General features: G+C 69.2%; 13 protein-coding genes. All 13 read left to right on the forward strand.

Annotated features, from left to right (window positions below; all coding sequences use genetic code 11):
- Positions 1-81: 81 nt before the first annotated feature.
- The 13 genes from ABIH81_RS11625 (at position 82) to rpsJ (ending at position 17,609) form a co-directional block, all read left to right on the forward strand.
- Positions 82-858 (forward strand): ABC transporter ATP-binding protein, encoded by a 777-nt coding sequence (locus tag ABIH81_RS11625; RefSeq protein ID WP_349880282.1) that lies wholly within the window; start codon positions 82-84, stop codon positions 856-858.
- Positions 855-1,544 carry a hypothetical protein gene (locus ABIH81_RS11630; protein ID WP_349880283.1) on the forward strand — a complete coding sequence of 230 codons (690 nt, stop codon included), beginning with the start codon at positions 855-857 and terminating at the stop codon, positions 1,542-1,544. The genes ABIH81_RS11625 and ABIH81_RS11630 overlap by 4 nt, the downstream gene beginning before the upstream one ends.
- Before the next feature lie 316 nt (positions 1,545-1,860).
- A complete protein-coding gene (gene rplJ, locus ABIH81_RS11635) occupies positions 1,861-2,406 on the forward strand; it encodes a 50S ribosomal protein L10 (protein ID WP_018784544.1) in 546 nt (181 codons plus the stop codon).
- Positions 2,407-2,459: 53 nt separating this feature from the next.
- Positions 2,460-2,846: a 50S ribosomal protein L7/L12 gene (gene rplL / locus ABIH81_RS11640; RefSeq protein ID WP_135242078.1), complete on the forward strand. Its 387-nt coding sequence runs from the start codon at positions 2,460-2,462 to the stop codon at positions 2,844-2,846.
- Positions 2,847-3,422: 576 nt separating this feature from the next.
- Positions 3,423-6,854 carry a DNA-directed RNA polymerase subunit beta gene (locus tag ABIH81_RS11645; protein ID WP_120573083.1) on the forward strand — a complete coding sequence of 1,144 codons (3,432 nt, stop codon included), beginning with the start codon at positions 3,423-3,425 and terminating at the stop codon, positions 6,852-6,854.
- An 80-nt stretch (positions 6,855-6,934) separates the two neighbouring features.
- Entirely contained in the window at positions 6,935-10,822 is a 3,888-nt protein-coding gene (locus tag ABIH81_RS11650; RefSeq protein WP_349880284.1) for a DNA-directed RNA polymerase subunit beta', read from the forward strand.
- Between the two features lie 97 nt (positions 10,823-10,919).
- On the forward strand, positions 10,920-11,288 hold the full coding sequence (locus ABIH81_RS11655; RefSeq protein ID WP_349880285.1) for a hypothetical protein: 369 nt from the start codon (positions 10,920-10,922) through the stop codon (positions 11,286-11,288).
- Between the two features lie 350 nt (positions 11,289-11,638).
- Positions 11,639-12,010, forward strand: a complete 372-nt coding sequence (locus ABIH81_RS11660) for a hypothetical protein (protein ID WP_349881071.1) — start codon at positions 11,639-11,641, stop codon at positions 12,008-12,010.
- A 499-nt stretch (positions 12,011-12,509) separates the two neighbouring features.
- Positions 12,510-12,884: a 30S ribosomal protein S12 gene (gene rpsL, locus ABIH81_RS11665; RefSeq protein ID WP_007465318.1), complete on the forward strand. Its 375-nt coding sequence runs from the start codon at positions 12,510-12,512 to the stop codon at positions 12,882-12,884.
- Between the two features lies 1 nt (position 12,885).
- Positions 12,886-13,356: a 30S ribosomal protein S7 gene (gene rpsG, locus ABIH81_RS11670; RefSeq protein ID WP_013288637.1), complete on the forward strand. Its 471-nt coding sequence runs from the start codon at positions 12,886-12,888 to the stop codon at positions 13,354-13,356.
- Positions 13,357-13,431: 75 nt separating this feature from the next.
- Entirely contained in the window at positions 13,432-15,528 is a 2,097-nt protein-coding gene (gene fusA, locus ABIH81_RS11675; protein ID WP_128137685.1) for an elongation factor G, read from the forward strand.
- A gap of 223 nt (positions 15,529-15,751) precedes the next feature.
- Positions 15,752-16,945: an elongation factor Tu gene (tuf, locus tag ABIH81_RS11680; protein ID WP_282311368.1), complete on the forward strand. Its 1,194-nt coding sequence runs from the start codon at positions 15,752-15,754 to the stop codon at positions 16,943-16,945.
- Positions 16,946-17,300: 355 nt separating this feature from the next.
- On the forward strand, positions 17,301-17,609 hold the full coding sequence (gene rpsJ, locus ABIH81_RS11685) for a 30S ribosomal protein S10 (RefSeq protein WP_007073037.1): 309 nt from the start codon (positions 17,301-17,303) through the stop codon (positions 17,607-17,609).

Here is a 17,609-nt window from a genome sequence, read left to right on the forward strand (position 1 = left end):
CACGCGTACTCCCGAACGGGGCCCCGCCACCACGTCGTGGCGGGGCCCCATTCGTTCGTCCGGTGTGGCACGCTCGGGCGCATGCGGCTCGACGGCGTCTGGCTCCGCTACCACCGGCACGGCCCGTGGGTGCTGCGGCAGGTCGACGTCGCGGTCGGTCCCGGTGAGGCAGCGGTCGTGCTCGGCCGCAACGGCGCCGGCAAGTCCACGCTGCTCCAGCTCGCCGCCGGGGTGCTGCGCCCGAGCCGGGGCCGGGTGGCCGGCCGGCCGCCGGTCGTCGGCTGGGTGCCGGAGCGCTTTCCCGCCGACCAGCCGTTCACCGTCGGGGCCTACCTGTCCGCCATGGGCCGCGTCGCCGGCCTGCCCGGCCCCGCCGCCGACCGGGCGGTGCGCCACTGGGTGGAGCGACTGGGCCTGACCCGCTTCCACGACGTCCGCCTGCCGCGGTTGTCCAAGGGCACCGCGCAGAAGGTCGGCCTGGCGCAGGCGCTGCTGCGCCCGCCCGGCCTGCTGGTGCTCGACGAGCCGTGGGAGGGGCTGGACGCCACCGCCCGCGAGTCGGTCCCCGAGATCATCGGCGAGGTGCTGGCCGACGGTGGCACGGTGCTGGTGAGCGACCACCGGGGCGAGACGGTCCGGCTGCCGGGTGCCCGGCACCTGTCGGTCACCGACGGCACGGTGACCGAGGAGGCGCCGCCGGGCGGTGCGGCCGTCGCCGTGGTCGAGCTGGCGGTGCCAGCCGCCGGGCTGGCCGCCACCGTCGCCCGCCTGCGCGCCGACGGCCACCAGATCCTTCGGGTACGCGAACACGCCGTGCCGCCTCCCGCCACGCCCCCGGCGCCGGAGGTGGCCCGGTGATCGCGCTGGTCCGCCTGCGGCTGACCGGCTTCCTTCGTACCGGACGGGCGCTGGCGCCGGTGCTGGCCGGCCTGCTCGTCCTCGGCGTCCTCTACGGCGGTGGCCGGGCCCGGCCGGCGGAGGCATACGGCGTCTCCGCCGTGGTGCTGTTCCCGGTGCTGGCCTGGCAGACCAAGATCCTGCTGGACGTGGAACCCGACGTGCAGCGCCGGATGGCGCGGGCGGTGGTCGGGCCGGCCCGGGAACGGGCGGCCGGGCTGCTCGCGGCGCTGGTGGCCGGGCTCGCCGTGGTGCTGCTCGCGCTGGCGCTGCCGTGGCCGCTCGGCGGGGTCACCGCGACCGTCGCGCCGGGGGAGCGGCCGGTGCTCGCGGGGGTGGCGCTCGGGCTCTGGGCCCACCTGCTCGCCCTGCCCGCGGCGGTGGCGCTCGGCGCGCTGGCGAGCCGGGCCGTGACCCGCAGCGCCGGCTACGGGGTGGCCGTGCTGGTCACCGGTGCGGTCGGGGTCGTGGTGCTCGGGCTCTCCGGCTCGGTCGCGCCGTGGGTGGTCCCGCCGGTCATGGCGACCGCGCGGGCGGTCACCGGGCCGGTCGCGGCCGGGTCCGGTCTGCTGCTCACCGGCTGGGCGGTGGCATGGACGGCGGTGGCGCTGGCCGGCTACGCCTGGGCGCGGCGCACCCGGGCGTGAGCCCTGGTGACCGGGAGCACGCCCGGCGATTTGGTGCTGCGGCGCACGTCGCGTAACCTGGTGCGGTAGTTCCACCCAGAGACCGCTGGTCACCGTGCTCCGGCACGGTCGAAGGTTCCGCGACGACGGGCGACCCGCGCAGGGCGGTAAGCGAAACTCGGTGTCACGCACGGTCCGCCGACTGTGCCCGTGTCCCCGGCCCTCGCCCCGTGCGCCCTGCGCCGGGGCTTTTTCGTTGTCGTGATGCCTCCGCCGCCGTCGTCGAGCCTCGGCTCGCCGCCGGCGTACCAGCTCCGAGCAACGAGAGAGGAGGGACATGGCGGACAAGCCGATCCGGGCCGACAAGGCCACGGCCGTCGCCGAGCTGACCGAGAGCTTCCGCAACGCGGGAGCGACCGTGCTGACCGAGTACCGCGGGCTCACGGTTTCGCAGCTCACCCAGCTGCGGCGCTCGCTCGGCAAGGAGACCAGCTACACGGTCGCGAAGAACACGCTGGCCAAGCGTGCCGCGGCCGATGCGGGCATCTCCGGCCTCGACGAGCTGTTCTCCGGTCCTACCGCGCTGACTTTCGTTTCGGGCGACGTCGTCGAGGCGGCGAAGGGGCTTCGCGACTTCGCGAAGGCCAACCCGAAGCTCGTCATCAAGGGCGGTGTCTTCGAGGGCAAGGCCATTTCCGCGGCCGAGGTCACGAAGCTCGCCGACCTGGAGTCCCGCGAGGTGCTGCTGGCCAAGCTGGCCGGCGCCATGAAGGGCAACCTGAGCAAGGCCGCGGCCCTGTTCCAGGCTCCGCTCGCCAAGACCGCGCGTCTGGCGGCTGCCCTGCAGGACAAGCGCGAGAAGGAGGGCGCCGAGGCGGCCTGAGGCCACCCGGCGCACCCACGTTCTTAGTTTTCACTTGAGAAAGGACGCCAGACATGGCGAAGCTCAGCACCGAAGAGCTGCTCGACGCGTTCAAGGAGATGACGCTGATCGAGCTCTCTGAGTTCGTGAAGCAGTTCGAGGACACCTTCGAGGTCACCGCCGCCGCTCCGGTCGCCATGGCCGGCCCGGCCGGTCCGGGTGCCCCGGCCGCCGAGGCCGAGCCGGAGAAGGACGAGTTCGACGTCATCCTCGACGCCGACGGTGGCAAGAAGATCCAGGTCATCAAGGTCGTGCGCGAGCTGACCGGCCTGGGCCTCAAGGAAGCCAAGGATCTGGTCGAGGCCGCTCCGAAGGCCGTCCTGGAGAAGGCCAACAAGGAGACCGCCGAGAAGGCCAAGGCCAAGCTCGAGGGCGAGGGCGCCAAGGTCACCCTCAAGTGACCTTGCGGTTGACCTGACGCGCGTCCGGCTCACGTGAGCCGGGGCACACCGCGTCGCGGCGGGCGGTGATCCGGGAGACCGGGTCGCCGCCCGCCGTGTTGGTGCCACCCGCCGGGAACGGCGTGAGCTGGGCGTACAGCGTCCTCTCATCGGCCGGTCAGCGGCGTCTGCCGGTAGCCCGTCGGTGGGAAAGACACCCCGAGCGGTAACCGGCCCTTGACGCGGCACGGGCCCGCCAGGCACGCTGAACATCAGCAAGACCTTCCGCGCTTGCAACGGCCGCCTCTCGGGTAAGTGCAACGGCAGCACCGCCGCCGGTGCACCCGAGCGGACCGGCAGGAGCGTCGCGTTCCGAGCGGCCCGGTCGACCCGGTTTTCCGAGGTCCCAGGGCTTGTTCCGCGACGACCTGCGGGGTGGGCTGGACAGCGGTTAGCCTCTCGGCTACACTGCTAGTTTGCGCTGCCTTCCGACTTGACCCCTGCTCGGAAATGTCCGATTGTGGATATTTCTGGTGGGGTCATTGGAGTGCACGCGTACCAGCCGTTCTGCAGCACCGGTCCTCGGAAGGACGCATCTTGGCAGCTTCCCGCCCTGCGAAGACCAGTCGTACGTCGAGCGCATTCGCGCCCCGCCGAGTTTCTTTCGGTCGGATCACCGAACACCTCGAGGTCCCCAACCTCCTCGCCATCCAGAACGAGTCCTTCGACTGGCTCGTCGGCAACGAGGCTTGGCAGGGCCGGTCGGCGGACGACCCGCACGCACGCTCGGGTCTCGCGGAGATCCTCGACGAGATCAGTCCCATTGAGGACTTCTCCGGCACCATGTCGCTCTCCTTCTCGGCTCCGCGCTTCGACGAGGTCAAGGCCTCGATCGAGGAGTGCAAGGAGAAGGACCTGACCTACTGCGCGCCGCTGTTCGTGACCGCGGAGTTCACCAACAACACCACTGGCGAGATCAAGAGCCAGACGGTGTTCATGGGTGACTTCCCGATGATGACGCCGAAGGGCACCTTCATCATCAACGGCACCGAGCGCGTCGTGGTCAGCCAGCTCGTCCGCTCGCCGGGCGTCTACTTCGACAAGCAGCCGGACAAGACCTCCGACCGCGACCTCTCCAGCGTCAAGGTCATCCCGAGCCGGGGTGCCTGGCTGGAGTTCGACATCGACAAGCGCGACACGGTCGGCGTTCGCATCGACCGCAAGCGCCGGCAGGCCGTCACCGTCCTGCTCAAGGCCATCGGGTGGTCCGCGGAGCGCATCCGCGAGAAGTTCGGCTGGTCCGAGCTGATGATGACCACGCTCGAGAAGGATCACATCGCCGGGCAGGACGAGGCCCTGCTCGACATCTACCGGAAGCTCCGCCCTGGCGAGCCGCCGACCCGTGAGAACGCCCAGACCCTGCTCGACAACCTCTTCTTCAACCCGAAGCGGTACGACGTCGCCAAGGTCGGGCGTTACAAGTTCAACAAGAAGCTCGAGCTGGACGTGCCGATCACCACCGGCACGCTGACCGAGGACGACATCGTCGCCACCGTGGAGTACCTCTGCCGGCTGCACGCCGGTGAGGAGGGCTACGAGGCCGACGACATCGACCACTTCGGCAACCGTCGCCTGCGTACCGTGGGCGAGCTGATCCAGAACCAGGTCCGGGTGGGTCTCTCCCGGATGGAGCGGGTCGTCCGCGAGCGGATGACCACCCAGGACGTCGAGGCGATCACGCCGCAGACCCTGATCAACATCCGCCCGGTGGTGGCGGCGATCAAGGAGTTCTTCGGTACGTCGCAGCTGTCCCAGTTCATGGACCAGACCAACCCGCTGGCGGGCCTGACCCACCGGCGCCGGCTGAGCGCGCTCGGCCCGGGTGGTCTGTCCCGCGAGCGGGCCGGCTTCGAGGTCCGGGACGTGCACCCGTCCCACTACGGCCGGATGTGCCCGATCGAGACGCCGGAAGGCCCGAACATCGGCCTGATCGGCGCGCTGTCCACGTTCGCCCGGGTCAACCCGTTCGGCTTCATCGAGACGCCGTACCGGAAGGTCATCGACGGCCGGGTCACCGACCAGATCGACTACCTGACCGCGGACGAGGAGGACCGGTTCGTCAAGGCGCAGGCCAACGCCCCGCTGAAGTCGGACGGCACCTTCGCCGAGGACCGCGTCCTGGTCCGCCGTAAGGGCGGTGAGACCGAGGACGTCGCGCCGGGCGCCGTGGACTACATGGACGTGTCGCCGCGGCAGATGACCTCGGTCGCCACCGCGATGATCCCGTTCCTGGAGCACGACGACGCGAACCGCGCGCTCATGGGCGCGAACATGCAGCGTCAGGCGGTGCCGCTGGTCAAGGCCGAGGCCCCGCTGGTCGGTACGGGCATGGAGTACCGCGCGGCCGTGGACGCCGGCGACGTCGTCGTCGCCGAGGTCGGCGGTGTGGTCGAGGACCTGTGCGCGGACTACATCACGGTCCACCAGGACGACGGTCACCGCCGGACGTACCTGCTGCACAAGTTCCGCCGCTCCAACGCCGGCTCCTGCGTCAACCAGAAGCCGGTCGTCTTCGAGGGTGACCGCGTCGAGGCCGGCCAGGTCATCGCCGACGGTCCGTGCACCGACGAGGGCGAGATGGCGCTCGGGCGCAACCTGCTGGTGGCGTTCATGTGCTGGGAGGGCCACAACTACGAGGACGCGATCATCCTGTCGCAGCGCCTCGTGCAGCAGGACGTGCTCACCTCGATCCACATCGAGGAGCACGAGGTCGACGCCCGGGACACCAAGCTGGGCCCGGAGGAGATCACCCGCGACATCCCGAACGTCAGCGAGGAGATGCTCGCCGACCTCGACGAGCGCGGCATCATCCGGATCGGCGCCGAGGTCGTCCCCGGCGACATCCTGGTCGGCAAGGTCACGCCGAAGGGCGAGACCGAGCTGACCCCCGAGGAGCGGCTGCTCCGCGCGATCTTCGGTGAGAAGGCGCGCGAGGTCCGGGACACCTCGCTGAAGGTGCCGCACGGCGAGACCGGCACGGTCATCGGTGTGCGTACCTTCTCTCGCGAGGACGGCGACGAGCTGCCCCCGGGCGTCAACGAGCTGGTGCGGGTCTACGTGGCCCAGAAGCGCAAGATCCAGGACGGTGACAAGCTCGCGGGCCGCCACGGCAACAAGGGCGTCATCTCCAAGATCCTGCCGATCGAGGACATGCCGTTCCTGGAGGACGGCACCCCGGTCGACATCGTGCTGAACCCGCTCGGTGTGCCGTCCCGGATGAACATCGGCCAGGTCCTGGAGACCCACCTCGGGTGGGTGGCCAAGACCGGCTGGAGCGTGGACGGCGACGACGAGGAGTGGAAGCGTCAGCTCCGCTCGATCGAGGCGCACGAGTCCGAGCCGGACACCAACGTGGCCACTCCGGTCTTCGACGGTGCCCGCGAGGAGGAGATCTCCGGTCTGCTGGCGTCGACCCTGCCCAACCGGGACGGCAAGCAGCTGATCGGGCGCACGGGTAAGGCGCAGCTGTTCGACGGTCGTTCCGGCGAGCCGCTGCCGGACCCGATCGCGGTCGGCTACGTCTACATCCTGAAGCTCAACCACCTGGTCGACGACAAGATCCACGCCCGGTCGACCGGCCCGTACTCGATGATCACGCAGCAGCCGCTGGGTGGTAAGGCGCAGTTCGGTGGCCAGCGCTTCGGTGAGATGGAGTGCTGGGCCATGCAGGCGTACGGCGCCGCCTACGCCCTGCAGGAGCTGCTGACCATCAAGTCCGACGACGTCCTGGGCCGGGTCAAGGTCTACGAGGCGATCGTCAAGGGCGAGAACATCCCCGAGCCGGGCATCCCGGAGTCGTTCAAGGTGCTGCTCAAGGAGCTGCAGTCGCTGTGCCTCAACGTCGAGGTGCTCTCCAGCGACGGTGTGGCCCTGGAGATGCGCGAGACCGACGACGAGGTGTTCCGGGCGGCGGAGGAGCTGGGCATCGACCTGTCCCGGCGCGAGCCGAGCTCGGTCGAAGAGGTCTGAGGTGGTGATCCGGGGCAGGGTCACCCTGCCCCGGATCCCACTCGTTAGCTAGCAGTACAGACGACGACATAGGGGACATAGTGCTCGACGTCAACTTCTTCGACGAGCTGCGCATCGGCCTCGCCACCGCTGACGACATCCGTCAGTGGTCCCACGGCGAGGTCAAGAAGCCCGAGACCATCAACTACCGCACCCTCAAGCCGGAGAAGGACGGGCTCTTCTGCGAGAAGATCTTCGGTCCGCAGCGGGACTGGGAGTGCTACTGCGGTAAGTACAAGCGGGTCCGCTTCAAGGGCATCATCTGCGAGCGCTGCGGCGTCGAGGTGACCCGCTCCAAGGTTCGCCGGGAGCGGATGGGTCACATCGAGCTGGCCGCTCCGGTGACCCACATCTGGTACTTCAAGGGCGTGCCGAGCCGGCTGGGCTACCTGCTGGACCTCGCCCCGAAGGACCTCGAAAAGATCATCTACTTCGCCTCGTACGTCGTGACGAGCGTGGACGCCGAAGCGCGTCACCGCGACCTCTCGACCATCGAGAACGAGATCCTGGCCGAGAAGCGGCAGTCCGAGAACAGCCGCGACTCGGAGATCGAGAAGCGGGCCGCCAAGCTGGAGGCCGACCTGGCCGAGCTGGAGGCCGAGGGCGCGAAGGCGGACGTCCGGCGCAAGGTCAAGGAGGGCGGAGAGCGCGAGATGCGCCAGATCCGCGACCGGGCCCAGCGCGAGATCGACCGCCTCGACGAGGTCCTCGACACCTTCCGCAAGCTGGAGCCGAAGCAGCTGGTCACCGACGAGCTGCTCTACCGCGAGCTGCGCGACCGCTTCGGTGAGTACTTCACCGGCAGCATGGGCGCCGAGGCGATCAAGGCCCTGGTCCAGAACATGGACCTGGAGGCCGAGGCGGAGAACCTCCGCGAGACCATCCGCTCCGGCAAGGGCCAGCGGAAGATCCGGGCGCTCAAGCGGCTCAAGGTCGTCGCGGCGTTCCAGAACACCCGCAACTCGCCGCTCGGCATGGTGCTGGACTGCGTCCCGGTCATCCCGCCGGACCTGCGCCCGATGGTGCAGCTCGACGGTGGCCGCTTCGCGACCTCGGACCTGAACGACCTGTACCGGCGTGTGATCAACCGGAACAACCGCCTCAAGCGGCTGATCGACCTCGGTGCGCCCGAGATCATCGTCAACAACGAGAAGCGGATGCTCCAGGAGGCCGTCGACGCGCTGTTCGACAACGGCCGTCGCGGTCGTCCGGTCACCGGCCCGGGTAACCGGCCGCTGAAGTCGCTGTCCGACATGCTCAAGGGCAAGCAGGGCCGGTTCCGCCAGAACCTGCTGGGCAAGCGCGTCGACTACTCCGGCCGTTCGGTCATCGTGGTCGGCCCGAAGCTCAAGCTGCACCAGTGCGGCCTGCCCAAGCAGATGGCGCTGGAGCTGTTCAAGCCGTTCGTGATGAAGCGGCTGGTCGACCTCAACCACGCGCAGAACATCAAGTCCGCCAAGCGGATGGTCGAGCGGCAGCGGCCGGTCGTGTGGGACGTGCTGGAAGAGGTCATCGGCGAGCACCCGGTGCTGCTGAACCGCGCGCCGACCCTGCACCGTCTGGGCATCCAGGCCTTCGAGCCGCAGCTGGTCGAGGGCAAGGCCATCCAGATCCACCCGCTGGTCTGCACCGCGTTCAACGCCGACTTCGACGGTGACCAGATGGCGGTCCACGTGCCGCTGTCCGCCGAGGCCCAGGCCGAGGCGCGGATCCTGATGCTGTCGTCGAACAACATCCTCAAGCCGGCCGACGGCAAGCCGGTCACCATGCCCACCCAGGACATGGTCATCGGTCTCTACCACCTCACCCACCTCACTCCGGGGGGCAAGGGCGAGGGCCGGGCGTTCAGCTCGGACGCCGAGGCGCGGATGGCGTACGACAACGGCGAGCTGCACCTGCAGGCTCCGGTCCGGATCCGGCTGCGTGACGTCGTCGGCGTGGACAACGGCGCCGGCGCCGAGCCCTGGACCCCCGCTGAGGGCTGGACCGAGGGCGAGCCGGTGACGGTGGAGACCACGCTCGGCCGGGTCCTGTTCAACGAGACGCTGCCCCCGGGCTACCGCTTCGTGAACTACGAGATCCGCAAGGGCCAGCTCTCCGCGATCGTCAACGACCTCGCCGAGCGGTTCCCGAAGGTGGCCCTGGCGGCCACCCTGGACGGGCTCAAGGAGGCCGGCTTCCACTGGGCCACCTGGTCCGGCGTCACCATCGGCATGGAGGACGTCATCGCTCCGCCGCGCAAGCGGGAGATCCTGGAGCGGTACGAGAAGGAAGCCGACCGGATCGACAAGCAGTACCAGCGTGGTCTGATGACCGCCGAGGAGCGCCGCGGCGAGCTCATCGAGATCTGGACCAAGGCGACCAACGAGGTCGCCAAGGAGATGGACACCGCGCTGCCGCAGGAGAACCCGCTGTGGAAGATGATCAACTCGGGTGCCCGCGGTAACCTGCTCCAGCTCCGGCAGATCGCGGCGATCCGTGGTCTGGTGGCCAACCCGAAGGGCGAGATCATCCCGCGGCCGATCAAGGCCAGCTACCGGGAGGGTCTGTCCGTGCTGGAGTACTTCATCTCCACGCACGGTGCCCGCAAGGGTCTCGCGGACACGGCCCTGCGTACCGCCGACTCGGGTTACCTGACCCGGCGTCTGGTGGACGTCTCGCAGGACGTCATCATCCGCGAGGAGGACTGCGGCACCGACCGTGCCATCCCGATGCAGATCGGTGAGCGGATCGACGGCAAGCTGGTCGTGCACGAGCACGCCGAGACCAGCGTGCACGCCCGGACGCTGGCCGACGACATCAAGGGGCCGGACGGCACCGTGGTGGCCCACCGCGGCCAGGACATCAACTCCATCCTGGTGGACGCGATCGTCGCCGCCGGGACGGAGACGGTGCGGGTGCGCAGCGTCCTCACCTGCGAGTCGAAGCTGGGCGTCTGCGGTGCGTGCTACGGCCGCTCGCTGCCGACCGGCAAGACCGTGGACGTCGGCGAGGCGGTCGGCATCATCGCCGCCCAGTCGATCGGTGAGCCGGGTACGCAGCTGACGATGCGTACCTTCCACACCGGTGGTGTCGCGGGTGAGGACATCACCCAGGGTCTGCCCCGTGTCCAGGAGATCTTCGAGGCCCGGGTGCCGAAGGGTAAGGCGCCCATCGCCGACACCCCGGGTCGCATCCGGATCGAGGACGGCGAGCGGTCCCGCAAGATCGTCGTCATCCCGGACGACGGCAGCGACGAGATCGTCTACGACAAGATCTCGAAGCGGGTCCGGCTCCGGGCGCACGACGGCGACCACGTCGAGGTCGGCGAGAAGCTCACCGAGGGCACCATCGACCCGCACGAGCTGCTGCGCATCCTCGGCCCGCGCGCGGTCCAGGTCCACCTGACCCAGGAGGTCCAGGAGGTCTACCGCTCGCAGGGTGTGCTCATCCACGACAAGCACATCGAGATCATCATCCGCCAGATGCTCAAGCGGGTGACGGTCATCGACTCCGGCTCGACCGAGTTCCTGCCGGGTGTGCTGGTCGACCGGGCGCTGTTCGAGTCGGAGAACCGCCGGCTCGTCGGCGAGGGTGGCGAGCCCGCTGCCGGTCGCCCGGTGCTGATGGGTATCACCAAGGCCTCGCTGGCCACTGACTCCTGGTTGTCGGCGGCCTCCTTCCAGGAGACCACCCGGGTGCTGACGGACGCGGCGATCCACGCCCGCAGCGACTCGCTGATCGGCCTCAAGGAGAACGTGATCATCGGTAAGCTCATCCCGGCCGGTACGGGCATCAGCAAGTACCGCAACGTCCGGGTCGAGCCGACCGAGGAGGCGAAGGCCAAGGTCTACTCGATGACCGGCTACCCGGAGACCGACTACGGCTTCGGGCCGGCCAGCGGCCAGGCGGTTCCGCTGGACGACTTCGACTTCGGGTCGTACCGCTAAGCAGTAGAAGACGACGAGGCCCCCGGCATCCGCCGGGGGCCTCGTCGCGTCCGGAGTGCCGGGACCGGGGGACCGGATCCGGGGCATGATGGAGGGCATGACGACCGTGCCCGGGCCGGCGCCCGTCGTGCCGCAGGCGTACCGCCATCCGCACGATCCGGAGCCGGTCCGCTCCACCAAGGCCCGCGCCGTCTTCGCGCTCGGGCTGATCGGCGCGCTCACCGGCCTGTTCCTCGGCGGCGCGGTGCCGGCCACGATCGCGCTCATGCTGGCCCGGCAGGCGCGCCGCGAGGCGTACGCCTCGGGTGGTTATCTCACCGGCGCGGACTGGCTGCGGCGCGGCGAGCAGATGGCGCGGACCGGGCTGGTGCTGACCGCCGCCGCGGTGGTCGCGGCGGTGGTGATCGGTGTGGTCCGGGCCGCGGACGCCTCGTTCGGCCACGACTTCGCGCCGAACTTCGACTGACCAGGTGGGGGAGCGGGCCCGTGCCCGCCCACCCGACGGTGATCGGCGACGGTAGCCTGGCCGGTGTCCGCCAGGCGGCGGGCGTGTGTGGACAGGAGGACCCCGTGACGGAACCGGTTCCGCCGGGAGGCGACCCGACCCGCCCCGGGCCGTACCCGCCTGGTCCCGCGTCCGCGCCGGCGTACCAGCCGGGGCCGTACGGGGCGTACCCGGGGAATCCGGCGGCGCACGGCGGCGGGTGGCCGGTGCCGGCGAGCGCGCCCGGCCACGGCGGCTGGGGTCCGCACGGCGGTCCGGCGTTCCCGCCGCCGCCGGCCGAGGCGCCGCGGCCGCCGAAGCGGGTCGACGCGGTGCCGGGTACGCCGTTCGGTGTGGTCCACCTCGACGTGCCGCCGGTCACCTCGGGTCTGGCCATCGGGTCGCTCGTCGCGGGGATCGCCGCGATCGGGGTGTCGCTGCTGGTGTTGTGCGTCGGTCTCGCCGGCCGGAACTTCGGTGGCGCCTGGGTGGCGGGCGCGTTCACCGTGCTGGGCGGGCTGATCGGCGTCGGCGCGGTGGTGGCCGGGCTGCTCGCCCGGCGGCAGATCCGGCGGCCGGCGCCGCCGCCGTCGGTCCGGTTCACCGGCGCCCGCCTGGCCGTCGCGGGGATCTCCTGCGGCGCGGTGGGGGTGCTTTTCGGCCTGATCGGGCTCGCCCTGGCCCTGGTGGTGCAGATCACGTGAGGCCCTCGCCGGGACGCCTGCGGCCGGTGACCTGGGATGAGCGGTATGTCCGGGTGCCCGAAGGCCGGGTGGTGTCGGGGCCGCCGGGTCGCGTGGCGGACGAGCCGGTACACTTGTCACTGTAGGTGCCCGTCGTTGGCGCATCGGCGACCCGGAGACCGGGCGGCGGACCGCGGAGCGGTCGCTCCCGACCCATCCGTTTTGACCGGCGCGGCTGTGGTAGGTACTCTTTCCCCTTGTGCCCGGGCTCGCCCGGGCAATGCGTGCGTGCGCTGGACCCGGTCAGCCGGTGATCGCGCGGTCGCACCACCAAGACCACAACTCCGGTACGACGCGTCAGCGGCCGGCACCGGGACCGTGACTCGGGCGACACGCCCGACCGCGGGTGCTGGGGTGCCGTCAGGCGGCCCTGGTTGGAATGTAGGAGAGCCGCCCATCCGGACGGCTGGAGCAGACGGCGCGGTCGCCTCGCAGCGGCCGAAGGGAGCGGAGAAACCCGGTGCCCACCATTCAGCAGTTGGTCCGAAAGGGCCGTCAGGCCAAGACGACCAAGACCAAGACCCCGGCGCTCAAGGGGTCTCCCCAGCGGCGCGGCGTGTGCACCCGCGTGTACACCACCACCCCGAAGAAGCCGAACTCGGCGCTGCGCAAGGTCGCTCGTGTCAAGCTCAGCAGCCAGATCGAGGTGACCGCCTACATCCCGGGCGTCGGCCACAACCTCCAGGAGCACTCGATCGTGCTCGTGCGCGGCGGTCGTGTGAAGGACCTCCCCGGCGTGCGGTACAAGATCGTGCGCGGCTCGCTGGACACCCAGGGTGTCCGCAACCGCAAGCAGGCTCGCAGCCGCTACGGCGCGAAGAAGGAGAAGAGCTGACATGCCGCGTAAGGGACCCGCTCCGCGGAAGCCGCTGGTCGCTGACCCGGTGTACAACTCGCCCCTGGTCACCCAGCTGGTGAACAAGATCCTGCTGCGCGGCAAGCGTCAGCTCGCCGAGCGCATCGTGTACGCCGCCCTGGAGGGCTGCCGCGAGAAGTCCGGCACCGACCCCGTCGTCACGCTCAAGCGCGCGATGGACAACGTCAAGCCGACCCTCGAGGTGCGCAGCCGCCGTGTCGGTGGCGCCACCTACCAGGTTCCGGTCGAGGTCCGGCCGTCCCGTGCGACCACGCTCGGTCTGCGCTGGCTGGTGACCTACTCCCGGGCCCGGCGCGAGAAGACCATGGTCGAGCGGCTGATGAACGAGCTGCTGGACGCGAGCAACGGCCTCGGCGCCGCCGTCAAGCGGCGCGAGGACACGCACAAGATGGCCGAGTCCAACAAGGCCTTCGCGCACTACCGCTGGTAACACCTGAGGTTCCGGCGCCCACCGGCGCCGGAACCGCCACCAGTTGTGTCGAGACGACGATAAGTAGGGATTGAAGTGGCCGCCGCAGACGCGCTCGCCAACGTACGCAACATCGGCATCATGGCCCACATCGATGCCGGTAAGACCACTACCACCGAGCGAATCCTGTTCTACACCGGCATCACGTACAAGATCGGTGAGGTCCACGAGGGCGCCGCCGTCATGGACTGGATGGAGCAGGAGCAGGAGCGCGGTATCACCATCACTTCCGCCGCCACCAAGTGCGAGTGGAAGGGCCACACGATCCAGATCATCGACACGCCCGGCCACGTCGACTTCACGGTCGAGGTCGAGCGGTCGCTGCGTGTTCTGGACGGTGCGGTCGCGGTCTACGACGGCGTGGCCGGCGTGGAGCCCCAGACGGAGAACGTCTGGCGGCAGGCGGACAAGTACAACGTCCCCCGGATGTGCTTCGTCAACAAGCTCGACCGGACCGGCGCCGACTTCTTCCGCTGCGTGCAGATGATGATCGACCGGCTCAACGCCACCCCGCTGGTCCTCCAGATCCCGATCGGCGCCGAGTCCGACTTCATCGGCGTGGTCGACCTGGTCGAGATGCGTGCGCTGACCTGGCGCGGCGAGACCCAGAAGGGTGAGGACTACGCGGTCGAGGAGATCCCGGCCGACCTCGCCGACTCGGCCGCCGAGTGGCGCGAGAAGCTGATGGAGACCCTCGCCGACGTCGACGACTCGGTGATGGAGAAGTACCTCGAGGGCGAGGAGATCTCGGTCGACGAGATCAAGGCCGCCATCCGCCGGGCCACCATCGCCGGCAAGGCCAACCCGGTCCTCACCGGTACCGCCTTCAAGAACAAGGGCATCCAGCCGATGCTGGACGCGGTCGTCGCGTACCTGCCCTCGCCGCTGGACATCCCGGCGATCGAGGGTACGGCCACCGACGGCGAGACCCCGCTGCAGCGGAAGCCCTCGGTCTCCGAGCCGTTCTCCGGCCTGGCCTTCAAGATCCAGACCGACAAGCACCTCGGCAAGCTGACGTACGTCCGGATCTACTCCGGCACGCTCGAGTCCGGTTCTCAGGTGATCAACTCCACCAAGGACCGCAAGGAGCGGATCGGCAAGATCTACCAGATGCACGCCAACAAGCGGGAGGAGCGCAGCTCCGCCCAGGCCGGCGACATCATCGCGGTGCAGGGTCTGAAGCAGACCACCACCGGTGACACCCTGTGCGACCCGGCGAACCCGGTCATCCTGGAGTCGATGACCTTCCCGGAGCCGGTCATCGAGGTGGCCATCGAGCCGAAGACCAAGGCCGACCAGGAGAAGCTCAGCACCGCCATCCAGCGGCTGGCCGAGGAGGACCCGACCTTCCGCGTCAAGCTGGACGACCAGACCGGTCAGACGGTCATCTCCGGCATGGGCGAGCTGCACCTGGACATCCTGGTCGACCGGATGCGCCGCGAGTTCAACGTCGAGGCGAACATCGGCAAGCCGCAGGTGGCGTACCGCGAGACCATCCGCCGCAAGGTGGAGAAGGTCGAGTACACCCACAAGAAGCAGACCGGTGGTTCCGGCCAGTACGCCCGCGTGATCATCAGCGTGGAGCCGCTGCCGCTGGGCAACGACGCCCCGACGTACGAGTTCGCCAACGCGGTGACCGGTGGCCGCATCCCCCGGGAGTTCATCCCCTCGGTGGACGCGGGCGCGCAGGACGCCATGCAGTACGGCATCCTCGCCGGCTTCCCCCTGGTGGGCGTCAAGCTCACCCTGGTGGACGGCCAGTACCACGAGGTCGACTCGTCGGAGATGGCGTTCAAGATCGCCGGCTCGATGGCGATGAAGGAGGCGGCCCGCAAGGCCGACCCCGCTCTCCTCGAGCCGATGATGGCCGTTGAGGTCACCACTCCTGAGGAGAACATGGGTGACGTCATCGGCGACCTCAACTCCCGGCGTGGCATCATCCAGGCGATGGAGGAGCGCAGCGGCGCTCGCGTCGTCCGGGCTCTGGTGCCGCTGTCGGAGATGTTCGGCTACGTCGGCGACCTGCGGTCGAAGACCCAGGGCCGGGCTAGCTACAGCATGCAGTTCGACTCCTACGCCGAGGTTCCGGCCTCGGTGGCCAAGGAGATCATCGCCAAGTCGACGGGTGAGTGACACTCACCCTCGGCTGATCCGATGACGCGAGGGCGGTCGCGGGAGGGTTCTCCCGCCCGCGGCCACCTCGATCGGATTGCGTGAGACCGGGCCTGTAGGCTTCATCGCCGCAGAACCCACAAAAGCTCTCCGGCCTTCCGGCCGGAAAGGCTGTCGACAGAGTCCTAAGCGCCGAACGGCGCGCCGGGGCGAACGAACCAAGAAAGTCCACAGGAGGACACCAGTGGCGAAGGCGAAGTTCGAGCGGACTAAGCCGCACGTCAACATCGGCACCATTGGTCACATCGACCACGGTAAGACGACGCTGACGGCGGCCATCACCAAGGTCCTGCACGACCAGTACCCGGACCTGAACCCGTACACGCCGTTCGACGAGATCGACAAGGCGCCGGAGGAGAAGGCCCGCGGCATCACGATCTCCATCGCGCACGTCGAGTACCAGACCGAGGCGCGTCACTACGCGCACGTCGACTGCCCCGGTCACGCCGACTACATCAAGAACATGATCACCGGTGCCGCGCAGATGGACGGCGCGATCCTGGTGGTGGCGGCGACCGACGGCCCGATGCCGCAGACCCGCGAGCACGTGCTGCTGGCCCGTCAGGTCGGTGTGCCGTACATCGTCGTGGCGCTCAACAAGAGCGACATGGTCGACGACGAGGAGCTGCTGGAGCTCGTCGAGCTCGAGGTGCGCGAGCTGCTCTCCTCGCAGGAGTACCCGGGTGACGACCTGCCGGTCGTCCGGGTCTCGGCGCTGAAGGCCCTGGAGGGCGACCCGGAGTGGACCGGGAAGCTCCTGGACCTGATGAACGCCGTGGACACCGCGATCCCGCAGCCGGAGCGCGAGACCGAGAAGCCGTTCCTCATGCCCATCGAGGACGTCTTCACCATCACCGGTCGCGGCACCGTGGTCACCGGTCGCGCCGAGCGCGGCATCCTCAAGCCGAACGAGGAGGTGGAGATCGTCGGCATCCGTGAGAAGTCGATGAAGACCACCTGCACCGGCATCGAGATGTTCCGCAAGCTGCTCGACGAGGCCCGCGCGGGCGAGAACGTCGGTCTGCTGCTGCGCGGCATCAAGCGCGAGGACGTCGAGCGCGGCATGGTCGTCGTCAAGCCGGGCACCACGACCCCGCACACGGAGTTCGAGGCGACGGTCTACATCCTCTCCAAGGAGGAGGGCGGCCGGCACACCCCGTTCTTCCAGAACTACCGCCCGCAGTTCTACTTCCGGACCACGGACGTCACCGGCGTCGTCACGCTGCCCGAGGGCACCGAGATGGTCATGCCGGGCGACAACACCTCGATGACGGTGAAGCTGATCCAGCCCATCGCCATGGAGGAGAACCTGAAGTTCGCGATCCGCGAGGGTGGTCGTACGGTCGGCGCGGGTCGCGTCACCAAGATCATCAAGTGAGCTGGGTAACCCCGATTAGCGTTGCCGCCGGTCGTGCGGCATACTAGTCAGGTTGCGTAACGACAGTCGGTCACCTGCGTCCGGTTGACGCTGGACCTCCGGGAGTCAGACTGTCTCGCGTAGGGTGGTTGGTCGCCATCGGCGGTCAACCACCCTCGCGCGGCGTCCAGGTCGCGGTCCCCGCGATCGGCGCCATGACCCACCGCGTGGTCAGAGAATCGCTCCGGAGTCCCGGGGCGGAGCCTGGCCCACGGGCGCGACACGCCCGACCGCGGGGGTCGGCGGAAGTGGGCCTGTGCCAGCCGGTACAGGCGCCCGCAACACAGCGGCATCGAGAGAAGGAACAGAAGCCACCATGGCGGGACAGAAGATCCGCATCCGGCTCAAGGCCTATGACCACGAGGTCGTCGACTCCTCGGCTCGGAAGATCGTCGAGACGGTGACGCGTACCGGGGCGCAGGTCGCTGGCCCGGTGCCGCTGCCCACGGAGATCAACCGTTTCTGCGTCATCCGCTCGCCGCACAAGTACAAGGACTCGCGCGAGCACTTCGAGATGCGTACGCACAAGCGTCTGATCGACATCATCGACCCGACCCCGAAGACGGTCGACTCGCTCATGCGCCTCGACCTGCCGGCTGGCGTCGACATCGAGATCAAGCTGTAG

Origin of the sequence: Micromonospora sp. HUAS YX12 (genome assembly GCF_040215685.1) — a bacterium.
In the GTDB taxonomy this organism is placed as follows: domain Bacteria; phylum Actinomycetota; class Actinomycetes; order Mycobacteriales; family Micromonosporaceae; genus Micromonospora; species Micromonospora tulbaghiae.